The organism is Ruegeria sp. YTSA072, from assembly GCF_059610285.1.
Map to the genome: position 1 here is coordinate 333,421 of NZ_JBXWNI010000003.1, position 15,662 is coordinate 349,082.

13 protein-coding genes are annotated in these 15,662 nt (G+C 56.0%); 6 read left to right on the forward strand and 7 right to left on the reverse strand.

Annotation, left to right across the window (positions count from 1 at the left end):
* The first annotated feature begins 145 nt into the window (after nucleotides 1-145).
* The 4 genes from AC2FIB_RS08235 to AC2FIB_RS08250 are packed head-to-tail and all read left to right on the forward strand — an operon-like array spanning nucleotide 146 to nucleotide 4,373.
* Nucleotides 146-1,147, forward strand: coding sequence for an FHA domain-containing protein (locus tag AC2FIB_RS08235; RefSeq protein WP_496841927.1), 1,002 nt, complete (start codon nucleotides 146-148; stop codon nucleotides 1,145-1,147).
* Between the two features lie 3 nt (nucleotides 1,148-1,150).
* On the forward strand, nucleotides 1,151-1,936 hold the full coding sequence (locus AC2FIB_RS08240) for a PP2C family protein-serine/threonine phosphatase (protein ID WP_496841928.1): 786 nt from the start codon (nucleotides 1,151-1,153) through the stop codon (nucleotides 1,934-1,936).
* A gap of 22 nt (nucleotides 1,937-1,958) precedes the next feature.
* The gene (locus tag AC2FIB_RS08245; protein ID WP_496841929.1) at nucleotides 1,959-3,221 is read left to right on the forward strand and encodes a type 2 periplasmic-binding domain-containing protein; all 1,263 of its coding nucleotides are present in this window, start codon (nucleotides 1,959-1,961) and stop codon (nucleotides 3,219-3,221) included.
* Nucleotides 3,222-3,266: 45 nt separating this feature from the next.
* Entirely contained in the window at nucleotides 3,267-4,373 is a 1,107-nt protein-coding gene (locus tag AC2FIB_RS08250; protein ID WP_496772684.1) for a peptidoglycan-binding protein LysM, read from the forward strand.
* A gap of 277 nt (nucleotides 4,374-4,650) precedes the next feature.
* Here the strand turns inward: AC2FIB_RS08250 and AC2FIB_RS08255 are convergent, their stop codons facing one another.
* The 7 genes from AC2FIB_RS08255 to AC2FIB_RS08285 form a co-directional block, all read right to left on the reverse strand.
* Entirely contained in the window at nucleotides 4,651-6,864 is a 2,214-nt protein-coding gene (locus AC2FIB_RS08255; protein WP_496734708.1) for an NADP-dependent isocitrate dehydrogenase, read from the reverse strand.
* 219 nt (nucleotides 6,865-7,083) lie between these two features.
* On the reverse strand, nucleotides 7,084-8,109 hold the full coding sequence (locus AC2FIB_RS08260; protein ID WP_496734710.1) for a trans-3-hydroxy-L-proline dehydratase: 1,026 nt from the start codon (nucleotides 8,107-8,109) through the stop codon (nucleotides 7,084-7,086).
* A 9-nt stretch (nucleotides 8,110-8,118) separates the two neighbouring features.
* Entirely contained in the window at nucleotides 8,119-9,357 is a 1,239-nt protein-coding gene (locus tag AC2FIB_RS08265) for an NAD(P)/FAD-dependent oxidoreductase (protein WP_496734711.1), read from the reverse strand.
* A complete protein-coding gene (locus AC2FIB_RS08270) occupies nucleotides 9,354-10,286 on the reverse strand; it encodes a 4-hydroxyproline epimerase (RefSeq protein ID WP_496734713.1) in 933 nt (310 codons plus the stop codon). The genes AC2FIB_RS08265 and AC2FIB_RS08270 overlap by 4 nt, the downstream gene beginning before the upstream one ends.
* Nucleotides 10,277-11,236 (reverse strand): dihydrodipicolinate synthase family protein, encoded by a 960-nt coding sequence (locus AC2FIB_RS08275; protein WP_496734715.1) that lies wholly within the window; start codon nucleotides 11,234-11,236, stop codon nucleotides 10,277-10,279. Before AC2FIB_RS08275 ends, AC2FIB_RS08270 begins: the two co-directional genes overlap by 10 nt.
* Before the next feature lie 135 nt (nucleotides 11,237-11,371).
* Entirely contained in the window at nucleotides 11,372-12,430 is a 1,059-nt protein-coding gene (locus AC2FIB_RS08280; protein ID WP_496697943.1) for an ABC transporter ATP-binding protein, read from the reverse strand.
* Entirely contained in the window at nucleotides 12,427-13,233 is an 807-nt protein-coding gene (locus tag AC2FIB_RS08285; RefSeq protein ID WP_496734717.1) for an IclR family transcriptional regulator, read from the reverse strand. The genes AC2FIB_RS08280 and AC2FIB_RS08285 overlap by 4 nt, the downstream gene beginning before the upstream one ends.
* Before the next feature lie 149 nt (nucleotides 13,234-13,382).
* Here AC2FIB_RS08285 and AC2FIB_RS08290 point away from each other — a divergent pair, with 149 nt between their 5' ends.
* Together AC2FIB_RS08290 and AC2FIB_RS08295 are read left to right on the forward strand one after the other, a co-directional pair.
* Entirely contained in the window at nucleotides 13,383-14,642 is a 1,260-nt protein-coding gene (locus AC2FIB_RS08290; RefSeq protein ID WP_058271992.1) for an ABC transporter substrate-binding protein, read from the forward strand.
* Nucleotides 14,643-14,738: 96 nt separating this feature from the next.
* Nucleotides 14,739-15,662, forward strand: coding sequence for a carbohydrate ABC transporter permease (locus AC2FIB_RS08295; protein WP_058271993.1), 924 nt, complete (start codon nucleotides 14,739-14,741; stop codon nucleotides 15,660-15,662).

Here is a 15,662-nt window from a genome sequence, read left to right on the forward strand (position 1 = left end):
ACCCCTGACGGGAACCGGCCCGTCGCGGAAATAGAAAGTGACCTTGTTGTCACAAATATCCGTGCCGTTGTGCAACCGCGCACAGAGGTAAGAAGCAGCCCCATAGGACCGTTGTCCTGTGCCAAGGAATAAAGGTGTCGACACCATGTTCAAATACAAAAGCCCTCTTAGCCGGCTTCTCGAAGGTGCCGGCAAACCGAAAGAGAACGAAGCCGAGGAAGCTGTAACGCCAGAGGCGGAAAAGACCGAACCAATCGCCGATTTCAATGCCCTGCGCGAAGCGCTGGCAGGTGGCAATATGACCTCGGACAGCTACGAAGAAACCGATGAGTTGGTACCCGAAGAGAAAATGCCAGATTTCTCTGAGGAAGGCGCGCTGGACACAACTGAGGCTGAGGATGAAATCGTCGTCGCTGAAGTTATCGCAGAAGTTCAGGACGTGGCGGACGAGGCACCCGCGCCCGAAGCAGAGACCGTGTTGACGCTGCACTCGGCAGTTGAGGAAGAGGTCGAAGCGGTCACTGAAGAGGTTGTCGAGCACGAAGTAGTTCAAGTCGAGGACCCCGAGCCGGAACAGATTATCGAGGTTGTCGCTGACGAACCCGCCGCAGAACCAGTGGCAGAAACACCGGTCGCCGAAGAACTGTTGGTTGAGGTTGCACCGGTTCCGCAACCCGCGGCTGCCGAAGATCGTCGTGGTCGCGTCAAGACAACCTTCCTGGGTTTCGAACGTGCCGATACACATGTGCAGGACCTCATTGAGACAGCAGAACCTGCAGCCAAAACCGACAATGCCGAACAGTCTTTCCCGGTTGGTTGGCTGGTCATCACTGGCGGTCCGGGTCGGGGTGCAAGCGTAACGCTGACCGAGGGCTTGATGCAGATTGGCCGCAATGACGATCAGGCCATTCAATTGGATTTTGGAGACACTGGTATTTCTCGCAGCAACCATGCGGTGATTGCTTATGACCCCGAGGACCGCAAATGTTATCTGGGACACGGCGGCAAGGCCAACCTGGTGCGTCTGAACGGCAAGCCGGTTCTCAGCACCGTCCCACTGTCCAGCGGGGACCTGATCCGCATCAGTGAAACCTCAATCCGCTTTGCCGCCTTCTGTGACGATGGCTTTGACTGGCGGGATTCCTGATAGATGCTGGCGACACCGGCATATGATATTGCGCTGATCCTGGACAAGGGCCAGCGTGACACGCAGGAGGACGCGGTTGCCTCGCGCATGTTCGATGCGGCGAATGCAAGCTATGTCATCGTCGCTGACGGCATGGGCGGGCATGCGGCGGGAGAAGTCGCCTCTGACCTTGTGATCCAGGCCTGGCGTGACGCGTTAGATGCCGAGCTTGAAGGTACAACATCACCCGAGTCCGCATTGATCGACGCGTTGCCCCTGGCGGCGATGCAGGCCAATGCCTCCATCGCCGGCTATTCCGAGGAACAAGGGGCTGGATTCAACATGGGCTCGACCATGTTGGGCACTTTGTTGCTGGGCCAACGGCTGTTCTGGATTTCGATCGGCGACAGTCCACTATACTTGTTCCGGGACGGAGAGCTGTCGCAGATCAACGAAGATCACTCGATGGCACCCATGATTGATGCGCAAATGGCCGAAGGCACTTTGACCGGAGCCGAAGCGCTGGCGCATCCTGACCGCAACCAACTGACTTCGGTCATCATGGGTGCTGCAATTCCAAAGGTCGATTGCCCGGAAACCCCGTTGGACCTGACACCTTCGGATGTTTTGGTTCTGGGAAGCGACGGCCTGCAATATCTCAGCAACGCTGAAATTCAGTCCATTCTTCAATCCAATGCCAGCGGGCTTGCACAAGACATAGCCGGGGCGCTGCAGGCCGCGCTGAACGCTAAGGGCGACCCAGATCAGGACAACATCTCAATCGGTGTTGTCAAACTTACAAAAAACTAAACAAGGCAAAGCAACAGGACCCATGAGAAACCATCTGATCATATCAAGCCTGGCACTTGCTGCCGCTGCGGGTACCGCCTCGGCACAACAGGCATGCTCAACCTACGAAATTCAACGAGGCGACAGCCTGCGCGAGTTATCCATCGAAGTTTATTCGACCGAAGACTTTCGTATCATTTACGATGCAAACCGGGACGTGATCGGAAACAATCCGAACATCATTCGGGTAGGCGACGTTCTGACCATGCCTTGTTTGGAAGAGATCGGGCGCGCACCGGCCGCGCCGCAGACTGAAGCCGAAGCCATGGCCGCCGAAATGGCAGCCGAGTTGGTCAAGGCAGCCGAGAATCGCGCGGCAAAAGCCATCGCAGAGGCGGAAGCCCGCGTTGCCGAAGCCGAAGCTGAAGCCAAAAAGGCAAGCGAAGATGCGGTGATCGCTGCAAAATCGGCTGCCAAGGATGAGATCGAATCCGCGCGGGCAGAAGCCGCAGCGCTGATCCGTAATGCAGACGCCGGCGAACGCCCCGAAATCCGCGACCGTCAGTTGTTGCTTATCACTGGCGGTAACTATGCGCCTTTCACCGACGAGGCCCTGCCCAATCGCGGGCTCTACACCTACCTTGTCGAAACAGCGATGCTGCGCGCCGCGCCTGAACAGTCCTATAAAATCCAGTTCGTCAACGACTGGTCGTCGCATCTGGACCTTTTGATGCCGACACTTGCTTTCGATGCCACCTTCCCCTGGTCGCGTCCAAACTGCGAAGAGGCCGGGGCGCTTTCTGAAAAAGACCGCGCGCGGTGCGATACATACAACTTCTCTAACCCGTTCTATGAAGTTGTGGACACGTTCTTTGCCCGCGAAGGCTCGGGCTATGAGCAAACTCTGACCTATGCGGACTTTGCCGGGACAACTATCTGTCGCCCGGAAGGCTGGTCGCTGTCGCACATGGACGCGGTCGGACTGTACGCACCGGCGATCTCGCTAATGCGCCCGGTTTCACCCGATGACTGCTTTCATGCGCTTATGAACGGGACAGCCGATATCGTCGCGATCGAAGCTCATCTGGCCTTCGAAGCAATCGGACGGCTGGGGTACGAACACCGCATTGTAGAAAACCCCAATCTGGCGGCGATCAAGTCGCTTAACGTCATGACCCATAAAGATAATCCGGATGGAGAAGCGATCCTTGAGACGCTCAATCAGGGTTTGGACATCATGCAGCAATCCGGAGAGTGGCGAGACATCGTTTCAACCGCTCTGCGTCATCAAATGGAAAATGGCTAAGGCCCCATGTGGCCTAACTAGAAGAAAAGTCTGGAGGAAGTGGACATGTTTGAATTGAACCTTAAGAAAGTTGCACTGTCGGCCACCGCCGTCACCGCTCTGAGCGCCGGTGCCGCCGCCGCGCAAGAAGCTTGTACCAATTATACAGTTGCGGACGGCGACACGATGGCGACCATTGCGATCGCGGCATACGGCACGTCGAACTATCAGCCGATCTTTAACGCGAACCGTAACATCATCACCAACCCAAACGCACTTGAGCCAGGCCTGGTTCTGGCCTTGCCCTGTGAGGATGGTAGCCTGCCAAACGGTCAGTCCGCGCAGGAACTGATCGCAGCAGAAGAGCAGCGCGCGGCAAGCGTCAAGCGATCAAATGTTTATGCCCCCCCAATCAAAATGGTGGCGGGTAACGGTTGGGAACCCTTCACCAGTGAAGCACTGGGTGGCGGCGGTATTATGACCCGTCTGGCAACAACCAGTCTTCAGCGTGCAGGCAACAGCCGCGATTACTCCGTCAGCTTTGTCGACGACTGGAGCTCGCACTTGGACACATTGTTGCCGCTGGGCGCGTTCGATATTTCAATCGCCTGGACCGTCCCGGATTGTACGAACCGCACATACGAATGGTCGTCCGAAACTGAAGCGCGGTGTACCCAATTCGTGGCTTCTGTCCCCGTATACGACATCGTAGGTGGCTTCTTCACTCTGCCGGAAAGCGACTATGCAAGCGCGACAAAGTTCGAAGACTTTGAAGGTTCAACCATTTGCCGCATGTCAGGTTGGAGCATGGTGGTCCTGGAAGAAGTCGGACTGAACCGCGAAAATACGAATGTGGTCCAACCCAACTCTGCTCGCGAATGCCTTGATGCCGTTCTGACCGGCACAGCGGATGTCGCCGCGTTTGAAGTCGATCTGTTCGCTTCGACCATGAATGACATGGGATTGACTTCGACAGATCTGGTCGAAAACCCCTATGTGTCGACCTTGTCCTCGATGAGCTTTCTTGCACACCGCACCAACCCGTTCGCACGTGAGTACATTGCGATGATGAACAAGGGCCTGAACGAAATGCGTCAGTCCGGCGAATGGTACGCGATTATCTCGGACACCCTTCGCGAACAAAATGAAAAGCTGAACGCAGCATCTAACTGATCATTCGACTTTTCGCGCGAATTGGGCCGGTCATTTGACCGGCCCTTTTTCGTTTTAAACAGGTGGTTTAGCTACAGGTTGAACCCAAAGGTCCCAAAAGTACGGGAATCCCCTAATTTCCAAAACTCGTGGATTAGTTAACGTGAAATCAACTACACCGGTGAGGCTTCGGCCTGACCACTCACTCAAAAAAGGGCCGACTTTGGGGGTCGGCCCTTTTTTCTATTGATCTCATCAATCCGACAATACCCACGCTGCAAAACGTGGGTACTGTTTATCAGCCGATGATCGCGTTCAGTGTTGCGCTGGGGCGCATTACTGCTGCGGTCTTGGCAGGATCGGTGTGATAATATCCACCAAGATCCGCGGCAGCACCCTGAGCGGTCGACAGTTCAGACAGGATCTGATCTTCTTTATCCGCCAGCTCTTTTGCAATCGGCGCGAATTCTGCTGCCAATTCAGCATCAGCCGATTGCGCGGCAAGAGCCTCAGCCCAATAGCGTGCGAACCAATAGTGGCTGTCACGGTTATCTGGCTGCCCAACTTTACGGCTGGGCGATTTATTGTTGTCCAGGATGCCTTGCGTAGCCGCTTCGGCCGCAGCACCCAGAACACCCGCTTTGGCGTTGCCATTATTGTCGGCCAGGAAGTTCAGTGATTCACCCAAAGCACAGAACTCACCCATCGAGTCCCAGCGCAGGTGGTTTTCCTCGACCAATTGCTGCACGTGTTTCGGAGCGGACCCACCCGCGCCGGTTTCGAACAGACCACCGCCATTCATCAGCTTCACAATCGACAGCATCTTGGCCGACGTGCCCAGTTCCAGGATCGGGAACAGGTCAGTCAGGTAGTCGCGCAACACGTTGCCCGTGATAGCGATGCTGTCCTTACCTGCCGTAATGGTTTCCAACGACTGGCGGGTCGCCTCGCGCGGAGCCATGATCAGGAACTTGTCGGCCACACCAGCTGCCTCGAGCGCAGGTTTGACGTATTTGATCAGCTCCGCGTCATGGGCGCGGTTTGCGTCCAGCCAGAAGATCGCTTCGGATCCAGTCAAGCGCTGCCGGTCCATTGCCAGCTGGATCCAATTTTCAATTGGTGCCTTTTTCACGGTGCAGGCGCGCCAGATGTCACCCTTTTCAACGTCATGCGAATGCAGCGTCTCTCCATTGGCCAAAACGATAAGGATGGCACCGTCGGCCGGCGCTTGGAACGTTGTTGGGTGCGAACCGTATTCTTCCGCTTTTTGCGCCATCAGGCCGACGTTGGCGACAGCACCGACAGTTGCAGGGTTCAGCGCGCCATTGGCTTTGAAAAAGTTGATGCTCTCATCATAAACCGATGCATAGCAGCGGTCGGGGATAACACAATTAGTGTCGCCCTTGGCACCGGCCTCGTCCCAGCCTTTGCCGCCTGCCCGGATTATGGCGGGCATCGACGCATCGATGATCACGTCTGACGGCACGTGCAGGTTGGTGATGCCTTTGTCACTGTCGACCATATACATCGACGGGCGATCACCTTTGATCGCGTCGATGGCGGCCATGATGTCGGCATTGCCCTGAACACGTTCCAGCAAATCGCCCAGACCAGAATTAGGGTTTACACCCAAAGCGTCCAGTTCAGCGCCGAACTTTTCGAATACCGGGGCCAGCCAGGCTTTGACAGCATAGCCAAAGATGATCGGGTCCGAGACCTTCATCATCGTGGCTTTCATGTGCAGTGAGAACATGGTGCCGTCTTTCTTGGTGTCCTCAATCGCATCTGTCAGGAAGGATGAGAGCGCCTTGACGGACATGAAAGTGGCGTCAGCAACTGTGCCCTCGGCCAGCGGCCAGGCGTCTTTCAGGATAGTGACGCTGCCGTCTTTGCCGACGAATTCGATCTTGGCATCACCCGCCTGAGTGGCAGTAATGGTGGCGGACTTCTCGTTAGCGTAGAAATCATTGCCAGACATCGACGACACTTTGGTTTTGCTGTCCGACGCCCACTCCCCCATCGAATGCGGGTTCTTCTGAGCATAATTCTTCACCGCACGCGCCGCGCGACGATCCGAGTTACCTTCGCGCAGTACCGGGTTCACAGCCGAGCCTTTGATAGCGTCGTAACGGGCACGGATCGCCTTTTCTTCATCGGTCGACGGCTCTTCGGGGTAGTTCGGAATGTCATATCCTTGCGACTGCAACTCTTCGATTGCCGCCACCAACTGCGGGACCGACGCCGAGATGTTGGGAAGTTTGATGACGTTTGCATCCGGAGTTTTCACCAACTCGCCCAGAGCCGCGAGATCATCGGTGATGCGTTGCGCGTCAGTCAGGTTCTCGGGGAACGTTGCCAGAATACGGCCCGCCAGTGAAATGTCCTTGGTTCCGACACTGACACCCGCCGCAGAGGCGAATTTGCGAATGATGGGCAGAAACGATGCGCTGGCCAGTTCGGGCGCTTCGTCTACAATGGTATACAATATGTCGAAGTTTGAGTTATCTGCCATATTCTTTTACCTTTTTTAAGCCTTTCGGGGCGTGCGATCCTAGAGTGTGCCACAAACGGGTAGCGAAGGATGGGCGTGTATAACCTACCGCCCAACGGTGACTCTGTGTTGACTGGGCCTCCCATAAATCACGATCGGCTTGGGATCAATCGTCTTGTGGCCGCGCATATTGACACGGGGCACATAAAAGCCATCGATTCTTGAAGTTGTGCTGAAAAACTAAGCGCCCCAAGTGTCTCGAACACGGTAGCCATCCGGCCACGGGTCGTCAGGATCAAGCATGTACTGATGGATACCGGTGATCCAACCGCGACCGCTGATCTCGGGGACGATCGCGGATAGGGCACCCATCTGCGTTTCCTTGACAATGCGTCCGGAAAAGCGTGAGCCAATTATGGATATTGCTTCGAATGTCTGGTCGGCGGTCATCTGCCCTTTGGCCGCCATTAGCGCCATGCGCGCAGATACCGCTGTGCCAGTGGGCGAGCGATCCACCTTTCCGGGCTGGATGGCAACGGCAGATTTACCGCGCCAACCAGTCGGGGTTTTTTCGAGCGGGCCACAAAAAGCGCAAAAGGAAATGTGAGTCCAATCCGGGTTCTCGGGATGTGAAAACCCCAATTGGGCATTGGCGGCATTCGTAATTGTAACGCCGGTCCGGGCGATTTCACGCGCTTCGTCTTGAGTTATATCAAACCCCAGCTTAGCAGCATCTACAACCACGAAACTGTCGCCTCCAAAAGCCGTATCAACAGTCAGCGTGCCAAATCCCGGAACCTCTAACGGGACAGAGAGCTTACCTGCAAAACTGGGGAGGTTCTGCACGTGGATCCGTTCTGCCTTGCCGTCCCGGCATTCAGCGCGCACGCGAACCAGGCCTCCGGGCGCTTCAAGCGTCAGAATTGTCTCGGGTTCTTGCATTGAGATGATCCCGCTATCCAACAATACCGTGGCAACACAGATCGAGTTTGAACCAGACATGGGTGGAGTGTCCTCGGGTTCCATAATGATAAAGGCGGCGTCAGCATCGGGATGTTTGGGCGGAACCAGAAGATTGACATGACGAAACACACCGCCTCTCGGTTCGTTCAGTACGAAATTCCTAAGCGTCTGATCGTTGGCAATATGCGTCCGTTGTTCCCAGATCGTGTCACCGGGCGGCGGCGAGACGCCGCCAACGATGACGTCGCCGACCTCGCCTTCGGCATGGGCCGACACGACATGAATGGTCTTAATGCTGCGCATATCCCCTCCTTAGAATCGGGTGGCGGCGTAAGGCGATAATGATATTGGTGGGTCTTGCCCATCGACCAGCACCCCGACGAGTTCCGCAGTTCCCGCAGATTGGGTCAGGCCCAAATGCCCGTGCCCGAATGCGTAAACGACATCCGCCGATTTACGAGACGGGCCGATCACCGGAATGCTGTCCGGCAACGATGGACGATACCCCATCCATTGCGTGCCACCTTCGGTTTTTAGTCCAGGCAGGAACGCCGCCGCCTTTTCCAACAAAATATCGGCGCGCTTGTAGTTTGGCGGTAAGGTTAACCCGCCCAGTTCGACCGCCCCTCCGACGCGCACGCCGCCATTTATTTTGCTGGCAACAAAGCCGTGGCGCGAGAATGTTAGGTGCATACGCAAATCAAATGCGCCTTCCGGCAATGTCGTATTGTATCCACGCTCGGTTTCCAGCGGGATGCGATCGCCCAATGTTTGCACGATGTGATGAGACCAAGCACCTGCTGCAATCACCACTTTGGCCGCATCTATTGTTCCGTCCGCGCATGCGACCCGCACACCATTTTCCTGCGGTGACAGGGTTCGGATATCTTTCCGTTCAATCTGACCGCCGCGACCCTGAAAGACCTCAGCAAGGTGTTCGACCCATCGCTTTGGATCAACAGTGTTCAGCCAGTTCGGTGTAAACCCCGCATGAGTGAACCGAGGGCTGAGGCCCGGCTGCATCTCGGCAATTGCGGGCGGGCTTTCAAGCAGTTCAAATTCGATCCCGTGTTCGCGCCGCAAGTTCCATGTCGGCAAACTGGCGCGATATTCAGCCTCGCTTTCATACAACTGCATCTGTCCATCGCGTTGCAGCAAGCGCTCGCCATCAACGGTAGATATCAGCTGATCAAGCGCAGTTTTGGAAAACGCCATCAAACTGGCTTGTGCACCAAGCAAGTTTTCATAGTGGTCCGGTCGGCTGGCGCGCCAAAACCGGTACATCCACGGCGCAATTTTCAAGGCGTAGGCCGGCGGGATAGATAGTGGGCCCAACGGATCCAACAACCACTTTGGTGCTTTGCGCATGATGCCGGGCGTGGCTAGTGGTTCGACCTCAGAAAAGGCAAACGCCCCGGCGTTACCAGCTGATGTTTCAGCCGCGATGCCCTTGCGGTCCAGGACAAGCACGGAATGGCCCCGTCGTTGCAGTTCGAGCGCGGTCGTAATCCCAATTACTCCGGCGCCGATGACAACGACATGTAAGGTCATGTTTCGATCCCGGCTCTGAAAGGATCGTTTTCGTTGAACAACAACGTCGCTTCGGCCATGACGAATGCTTGTCCGGTGATCGAGGGGATAACACCCCCGTTTAGCCCGGGCTGGTAGGACAGTCGATAGGAACTGCCAATCACGCTTTGCTGGATGATCTCCTGACTCGGCGCTAAGCGCCCGTCCGCCGCCAGACAGGCCAGTCGGGCCGAGCTGCCCGTTCCGCACGGTGAGCGGTCATAATTGTCATCGGGGCACAGAACGAAATTGCGACTGTGAACTGACGGATCTGGTGAATCATCTTGAAAGATAACGTGGTCAATTGGTTCGCCTTTTTCGCCGCCAACCCCGCGCGTGATCGAAGCCTCTCGGATGGCGACGGTCATATCCGTCAGTTCGCGAATATTGGCAGGCTCGACCGGGATCGGGCTGGGTTCAACGATGAAGAACCAGTTGCCGCCATATGCAACGTCGCCTGTGACATGGCCATAGCCCGCGACATCCAGTGTAACGGCCTGATGAATTCTGCGGCTTTCAATGTTGGTCACGGTAACGGTGTTTGCATCGTGCAACTTGACCGTCACTACACCAGCGGGCGTTTCGATCCGGTGTTGACCCACGTCGATTCGCCCCAGATGAGCCAATGTGACCGCCAGACCGATGGTTCCGTGCCCGCACATGCCCAGAACGGCATCTACATCGAAATAGATCACACCAGTCACGCATGTCGGATCAACCGGCTCGACCAGTAATGCAGCGACCATGGCCGGCTGGCCGCGCGGCTCTAACATGACAGAGCGATAGAACGCCTCATGCTCAATAGCCAGCCGCTTTGCTCGTTCCGCCAACGGCCCAGAGCCCAAATCGGGCGCGCCATCCAGAATGACACGCGTCGGCTCGCCGCCTGTGTGACTGTCGATCACGTGCATTCAGCGATCACCCCACCCTGTTTCGACCAATCGGCATACCAAGTCTGGAAAAGTTCATATTGCTGTTCGCAATAGTTACGTTGTGCATCCGTCAACTCATCCGTCTCGTTAAAGTGCAATCGGTATTCCTGTTCCCCATTCAGGACCAGCAAGTGCTTGTAATACAGCACCAGATCCGGGCCTTCGTCAAAGCTGGAAAGCACCTGAATAGCCTCGGTCAGTTCCAGCGCGCGCTGGCGGGCCTCAACATGGCCTTGCGCCGCTTTTTTGGACAAAGCAGCCAGCAGCAGCGCTTCGCGAGGCAAGGCTGTGCCAATCCCGGTGATCGACCCGGTTGCGCCGCAGTTTACGAAACCGTGGAAGACTTCGGTATCGACACCCACCATCAGGGTTACCTGATCATCCTGACTGGTAATGTTCTCGGCCGCATATCGCAGGTCGTCTTTGCCACCAAATTCCTTGAAGCCTATCAGGTTTGAATGTTCTGCGCGCAGAGCAAAGAACAGGTCGGCGCGTGTAGCAAAACCATAATACGGACTGTTGTAGATGATCGCCGGAACATCGGGGGCGGCTGACAAGATCGCTTTGAAGTGGTTCCTCTGCGCGGCAGGTGAACTGCCGCGGGACAGAACGCGCGGAATGACCATCAGGCCAACGGCGCCTACCTTTTGCGCATGGGCAGCATGGGCCACAGCGGATTTGGTGTTGATGGCTCCGGTCCCGACCACAACGGGCAAACCCGCGTCGACCAAACGCTCGACACCTTCCATCCGCTGTGCATCGGTCAACAAGGGCCAATCCCCCATCGAACCGCAGTAGACCACCGCGGACATACCCGCGTCGATCATCTGCTTTCCTTTGTGCACCAACGCATCAAAGTCAGGCGTCCGGTCGGGTTTGCATGGTGTCATCAGAGCGGGCATCGTGCCGGTGAACACATTGGTCGACATTGGTAAATTCCTCGATGGCTGGGCGATTACACACGCTTTTGGAATCGCCATAACGGATATTGGATACAAAATCCAGAAAAATTGAGAACGCGCCGGATCGATGATCGGGCGCGCTCAAATTACAAAATGGATTTTTCAGCGAAGGCGGTGACCCGTTTCGGGATCGAACAGCATCGCGCGTTCCGGTCGCACTGACAGCCCGATGCGTTCACCCTGTTTGCTGCGCTGATCTTCTCGTTCCTCGACAATCAGCTTATCGCCATTGGGCGTCAGCAGATATGTATAGCTGACACCGCCAAGCGCTTCGGTCAGATCAACCGTGCAGGTATCGCCTGCGCGATCCACTGCGATGTGTTCCGGACGTATGCCAAGGGTCACTTTACTCATCCCTGCCGGTACGTTTACAGGCACATCCAGCGGCTCGCTGAGAGCCGGGTGCGAAACCTTTCCATCGACGATGTCGCAATCAAGGAAATTCATGGCAGGTGACCCGATAAATCCCGCCACAAACCGATTGTCTGGGTCGCGATACAAATCCATCGGCGCGCCGACCTGTTCGATCCGACCATCACGCAGGACAACGATCTTGTCGGCCATTGTCATTGCCTCGACCTGATCGTGGGTCACATAGATCATCGTCGCGCCAATTTCATTGTGCAGCCGCGCAATTTCAACCCGCATTTCGACCCGCAATTCCGCATCAAGGTTGGACAAGGGCTCGTCAAACAAAAACACCTCGGGCCCCCGCACGATGGCACGCCCGATGGCGACCCGCTGGCGTTGACCGCCAGACAGGGCTTTGGGTTTGCGCTTAAGGTATTGATCCAACTTGAGGATGTTCGAAGCGTCTTGCACTTTCTTGTTGATCTCGGACTTTTCCACGCCATTCATGCGCAAACCAAAACCCATATTCTCAGCCACAGTCATGTGTGGATAAAGGGCGTAGGTCTGGAACACCATGGCCACGCCACGCTTGGCCGGGTCCATATGGGTCACTTCGCGGGCACCTATATGGATTTGCCCTTCGGTTGTTTCCTCAAGGCCCGCGATCATCCGCAGCAAAGTGGATTTACCACAACCCGACGGGCCAACGAAGACACAGAACTCTCCATCTTCGATTTCCAGATCAATGCCGTGAATAACCTGCGTCTCGCCATACCGCTTGATCGCCTGGTTCAGAGTCACACCTGTCATGTTGCTTGCATCCTGTCTGTGTCGGCGCTTGGGCGGGTCTCGGGGAACCGCCAGGCCTGTGCTTCGGCTCCGATTTGTTCGGCCACACGGCGAACACGGGGAACCCAGGTTTCCAATTGGTCGAAATTCATCCTCTCGGTCGATCCGGTCACGGAAATCGCCCCCAACATCCGCCCGCCCGAGGTGAGGATAGGACAGGCAATGCAGATGATGCCGGGCTCATGCTCTTCGTCATCGACGGCATAGCCACGGCTGCGGATCAGTTGGAGATCAGCGCGCAACGCCGCCTCGGATGTCAGTGTCTTGTCGGTAAAGCGGTGGTAGCTTTGCTGGGACACTGCGCGGTTCAGCGCGGCCTCATCCAAAAACGCCATCATGGCCTTACCGACGCCGGTGCAATAGGCCGGGCCGACCTTGCCAGCCTGCGAATACATCTCAATCGGCTGGGCCGCATTGCGTTTATCCACGTACAGCACCTGATTTGAATCAAGCTGTGCCAAATGCACCGTTTCCCCGGTTTCCCGGCTCAATGCATCCAGAAAAGGTCGCGCAATTGGCGCGAGCGAGCTTTGTGTCCACGCTGCATGAGCCAGCCGAACCAATCGCAACCCAGGCGTATATGTCTGTCGGTCCGGATCATACGACAGCATTCCCTGATTGGTCAGCGTTTGCAGGAACCGATACAGGGTCGCCTTGGGGAAATTGCTGCTTTCCAACAGCTCTGCGAATCGAACCGGGCGCGCGAACGCAGCCACCTGATCCAGCACATCACATGCTTTTCCTATTGTTCCGTCACCAGCCACGGATGCCTGTTCTCCTCCAATTAACCCATCGCAATCGGCACGAGGGTCTTGACAAGACTAACCGAGTTGATGTGTAGTTTTCAATATATAAAACACAGTTTCATTATTTGGAACTGAAAAATATAAAATGGAAGCTAAGGGAGGAAACCATGCATTCCATGTACAAGCGCACTGCCGCCGCTTTGGCAGCCAGTGTCGCACTTGCCGCACCTGTCGCCGCCGAACTGACCGGTGAGCTGCGAATCTTTCTCGATACCTCCAACCCGGCGCCGCGCGCGACGATGGAGGCAATGATCGACCGTTTTGCGGAACAGCATCCGGGACTAGAGATCGAAACAACAGTAATCGACCGCGAGGCGTACAAGACCCAGATCCGCAACTTCCTGACTGCGGATACGCCGGACGTGGCGACGTGGTATGCGGCAAACCGCATGAAGCCCTACGTCGAGGCGGGCCTGTTCGAAGATGTATCGGACTTGTGGGCCGAACCTGAGATCGCCGAAAATCTGGCGTCGACCAAGGGTGCGATGACCATCGACGGAAAGCAGTGGGGTGTACCCTACACCTACTATCAGTGGGGTGTTTACTATCGCAAAGACATCTTTGACGAGCTGGGCCTGACCGAGCCAACGACTTGGGAAGAAGAGCTGGCGAACTGCCAGAAGATCGTCGATTCGGGTCGCGCCTGCTATACGATCGGCACCAAGTTCCTGTGGACCGCTGGCGGCTGGTTCGACTACCTGAACATGCGCACCAACGGGTTTGACTTCCACAACCAGCTTGCCAATGGCGAAATCAGCTGGGAAGACGACCGGGTCAAGCAGACCTTCGCCAACTGGAAACAGCTGATCGACATGGGCGCGTTCGTCGACAACCATCAGACGTACAGCTGGCAAGAGGCCCTGCCCTTCATGGTGAACGGCGAAGCCGCCGCGTACCTGATGGGTAACTTTGCAGTTGCGCCGCTGCGCGAAGCGGGACTGACCGACGACCAATTGGACTTCTATCAGTTCGTTTCTATCAACCCGGATGTAGAATTGGCGGAAGATGCGCCAACTGATACTTTCCACATCCCGGCCAACGCATCGAATAAAGAAGCCGCGCGTGAGTTCCTGCGCTTTGCCGTTTCCGCAGACGAGCAAACTCAGATCAATAACGGCGCAAACTTGGGCCAGCTGCCTGTGAACGCTCAATCGTCTGTAGATGAAGACAAGTTCCTGCAGCAAGGCTTTGAGATGCTGTCCGCCAACAGCCCCGGTGGCGTCGCGCAGTTCTGGGATCGTGACGCACCTGCAGAAATGGCGAAGGTGTCGATGGAAGGGTTCCAGGAATTCATGGTCAAGCCGGACAATGCTGACCGTATCCTGTCCAAACTGGAACGCGCACGTCAGCGTATCTACGAAAACTAAACCGGTCGGGCCGGGCTTTTGCCCGGCCTGCACCACTTCGTGCGTAAGGCGGGTGCATACCCGGCTTACTCCTTTGATCCAAAACCGAGTGAGCGCATGTCAGCCGTCGATGTCCCTGAACAGGAAAGCTGGTTCCACAGAAATCAACAGCGCATAGCGCCGTGGCTATTTTTGGCCCCGGGTCTGCTGTTCTTCATGGTCTATGTGATCATTCCGGTGTTCCAATCCTTCAACTTGTCCTTGTACGAATGGGATGGGCTTGGCGCAGCGGAATATGTGGGTTTTCGCAACTACGAAGACCTGTATTGGGAATTGGCCGATCGCGACGCGTTTTACATATCGCTGAAGAACAACCTGATCTGGTTGATCATGTACCTGCTAGCAATCCCGGCTGGTCTGTTCATTGCTCTTTTCCTGAATCAAACCGTCTGGGGTATTCGGCTCTATAAGTCGCTGTTCTTCTTCCCCTTTGTCATCTCACAGGTCGTGGTTGGACTCGTTTTCACGTGGTTCTATGACCCAACTTTCGGCCTGTTGAACGAATTCCTGGGCTTCTTCGGCTTCGGCCCGCTGAATGTTCTGGGGGATGAGCGTTTCGTCACCTACGGCATCATCTTTGCCGGACTCTGGCCGCAAACAGCCTACTGCATGATCCTGTATCTCACAGGCCTGAACGCTGTGGATCCTGAACAGATCGAGGCTGGACGTCTGGACGGTGCAAAAGGCGGGCGGATGCTGTGGCACATCATCCTGCCTCAACTACGCCCCGCCACCTTCATTGCTTTCGTGGTCACCATCATCGGCGCGCTTCGGTCTTTCGATCTGATCTCAATCATGACCCAGGGTGGCCCCTTCGGCTCGTCCCGTGTGCTGGCCTATTACATGTTCGAAGTCGCGCTGTCTGAATACGGCTTCCGCATGGGATATGGCGCCGCCATCGCGGTGATCCTGTTCCTGATCATGCTGTGCTTCATCGCTTATTTCCTGTGGTCGATGTACCGCGAAGAAAGGGGGCATTAA

What these genes read in the sequence shown, in the direction of transcription:
- AC2FIB_RS08270 (WP_496734713.1), bottom strand. Translation starts at nt 10,286, where the DNA reads ATGCACGTGATCGACAGTCACACAGGCGGCGAGCCGACGCGTGTCATT.
- AC2FIB_RS08245 (WP_496841929.1), top strand. Translation starts at nt 1,959, where the DNA reads ATGAGAAACCATCTGATCATATCAAGCCTGGCACTTGCTGCCGCTGCG.
- AC2FIB_RS08290 (WP_058271992.1), top strand. Translation starts at nt 13,383, where the DNA reads ATGCATTCCATGTACAAGCGCACTGCCGCCGCTTTGGCAGCCAGTGTC.
- AC2FIB_RS08235 (WP_496841927.1), top strand. Translation starts at nt 146, where the DNA reads ATGTTCAAATACAAAAGCCCTCTTAGCCGGCTTCTCGAAGGTGCCGGC.
- AC2FIB_RS08280 (WP_496697943.1), bottom strand. Translation starts at nt 12,430, where the DNA reads ATGACAGGTGTGACTCTGAACCAGGCGATCAAGCGGTATGGCGAGACG.
- AC2FIB_RS08255 (WP_496734708.1), bottom strand. Translation starts at nt 6,864, where the DNA reads ATGGCAGATAACTCAAACTTCGACATATTGTATACCATTGTAGACGAA.
- AC2FIB_RS08275 (WP_496734715.1), bottom strand. Translation starts at nt 11,236, where the DNA reads ATGTCGACCAATGTGTTCACCGGCACGATGCCCGCTCTGATGACACCA.
- AC2FIB_RS08250 (WP_496772684.1), top strand. Translation starts at nt 3,267, where the DNA reads ATGTTTGAATTGAACCTTAAGAAAGTTGCACTGTCGGCCACCGCCGTC.
- AC2FIB_RS08295 (WP_058271993.1), top strand. Translation starts at nt 14,739, where the DNA reads ATGTCAGCCGTCGATGTCCCTGAACAGGAAAGCTGGTTCCACAGAAAT.
- AC2FIB_RS08240 (WP_496841928.1), top strand. Translation starts at nt 1,151, where the DNA reads ATGCTGGCGACACCGGCATATGATATTGCGCTGATCCTGGACAAGGGC.
- AC2FIB_RS08260 (WP_496734710.1), bottom strand. Translation starts at nt 8,109, where the DNA reads ATGCGCAGCATTAAGACCATTCATGTCGTGTCGGCCCATGCCGAAGGC.
- AC2FIB_RS08265 (WP_496734711.1), bottom strand. Translation starts at nt 9,357, where the DNA reads ATGACCTTACATGTCGTTGTCATCGGCGCCGGAGTAATTGGGATTACG.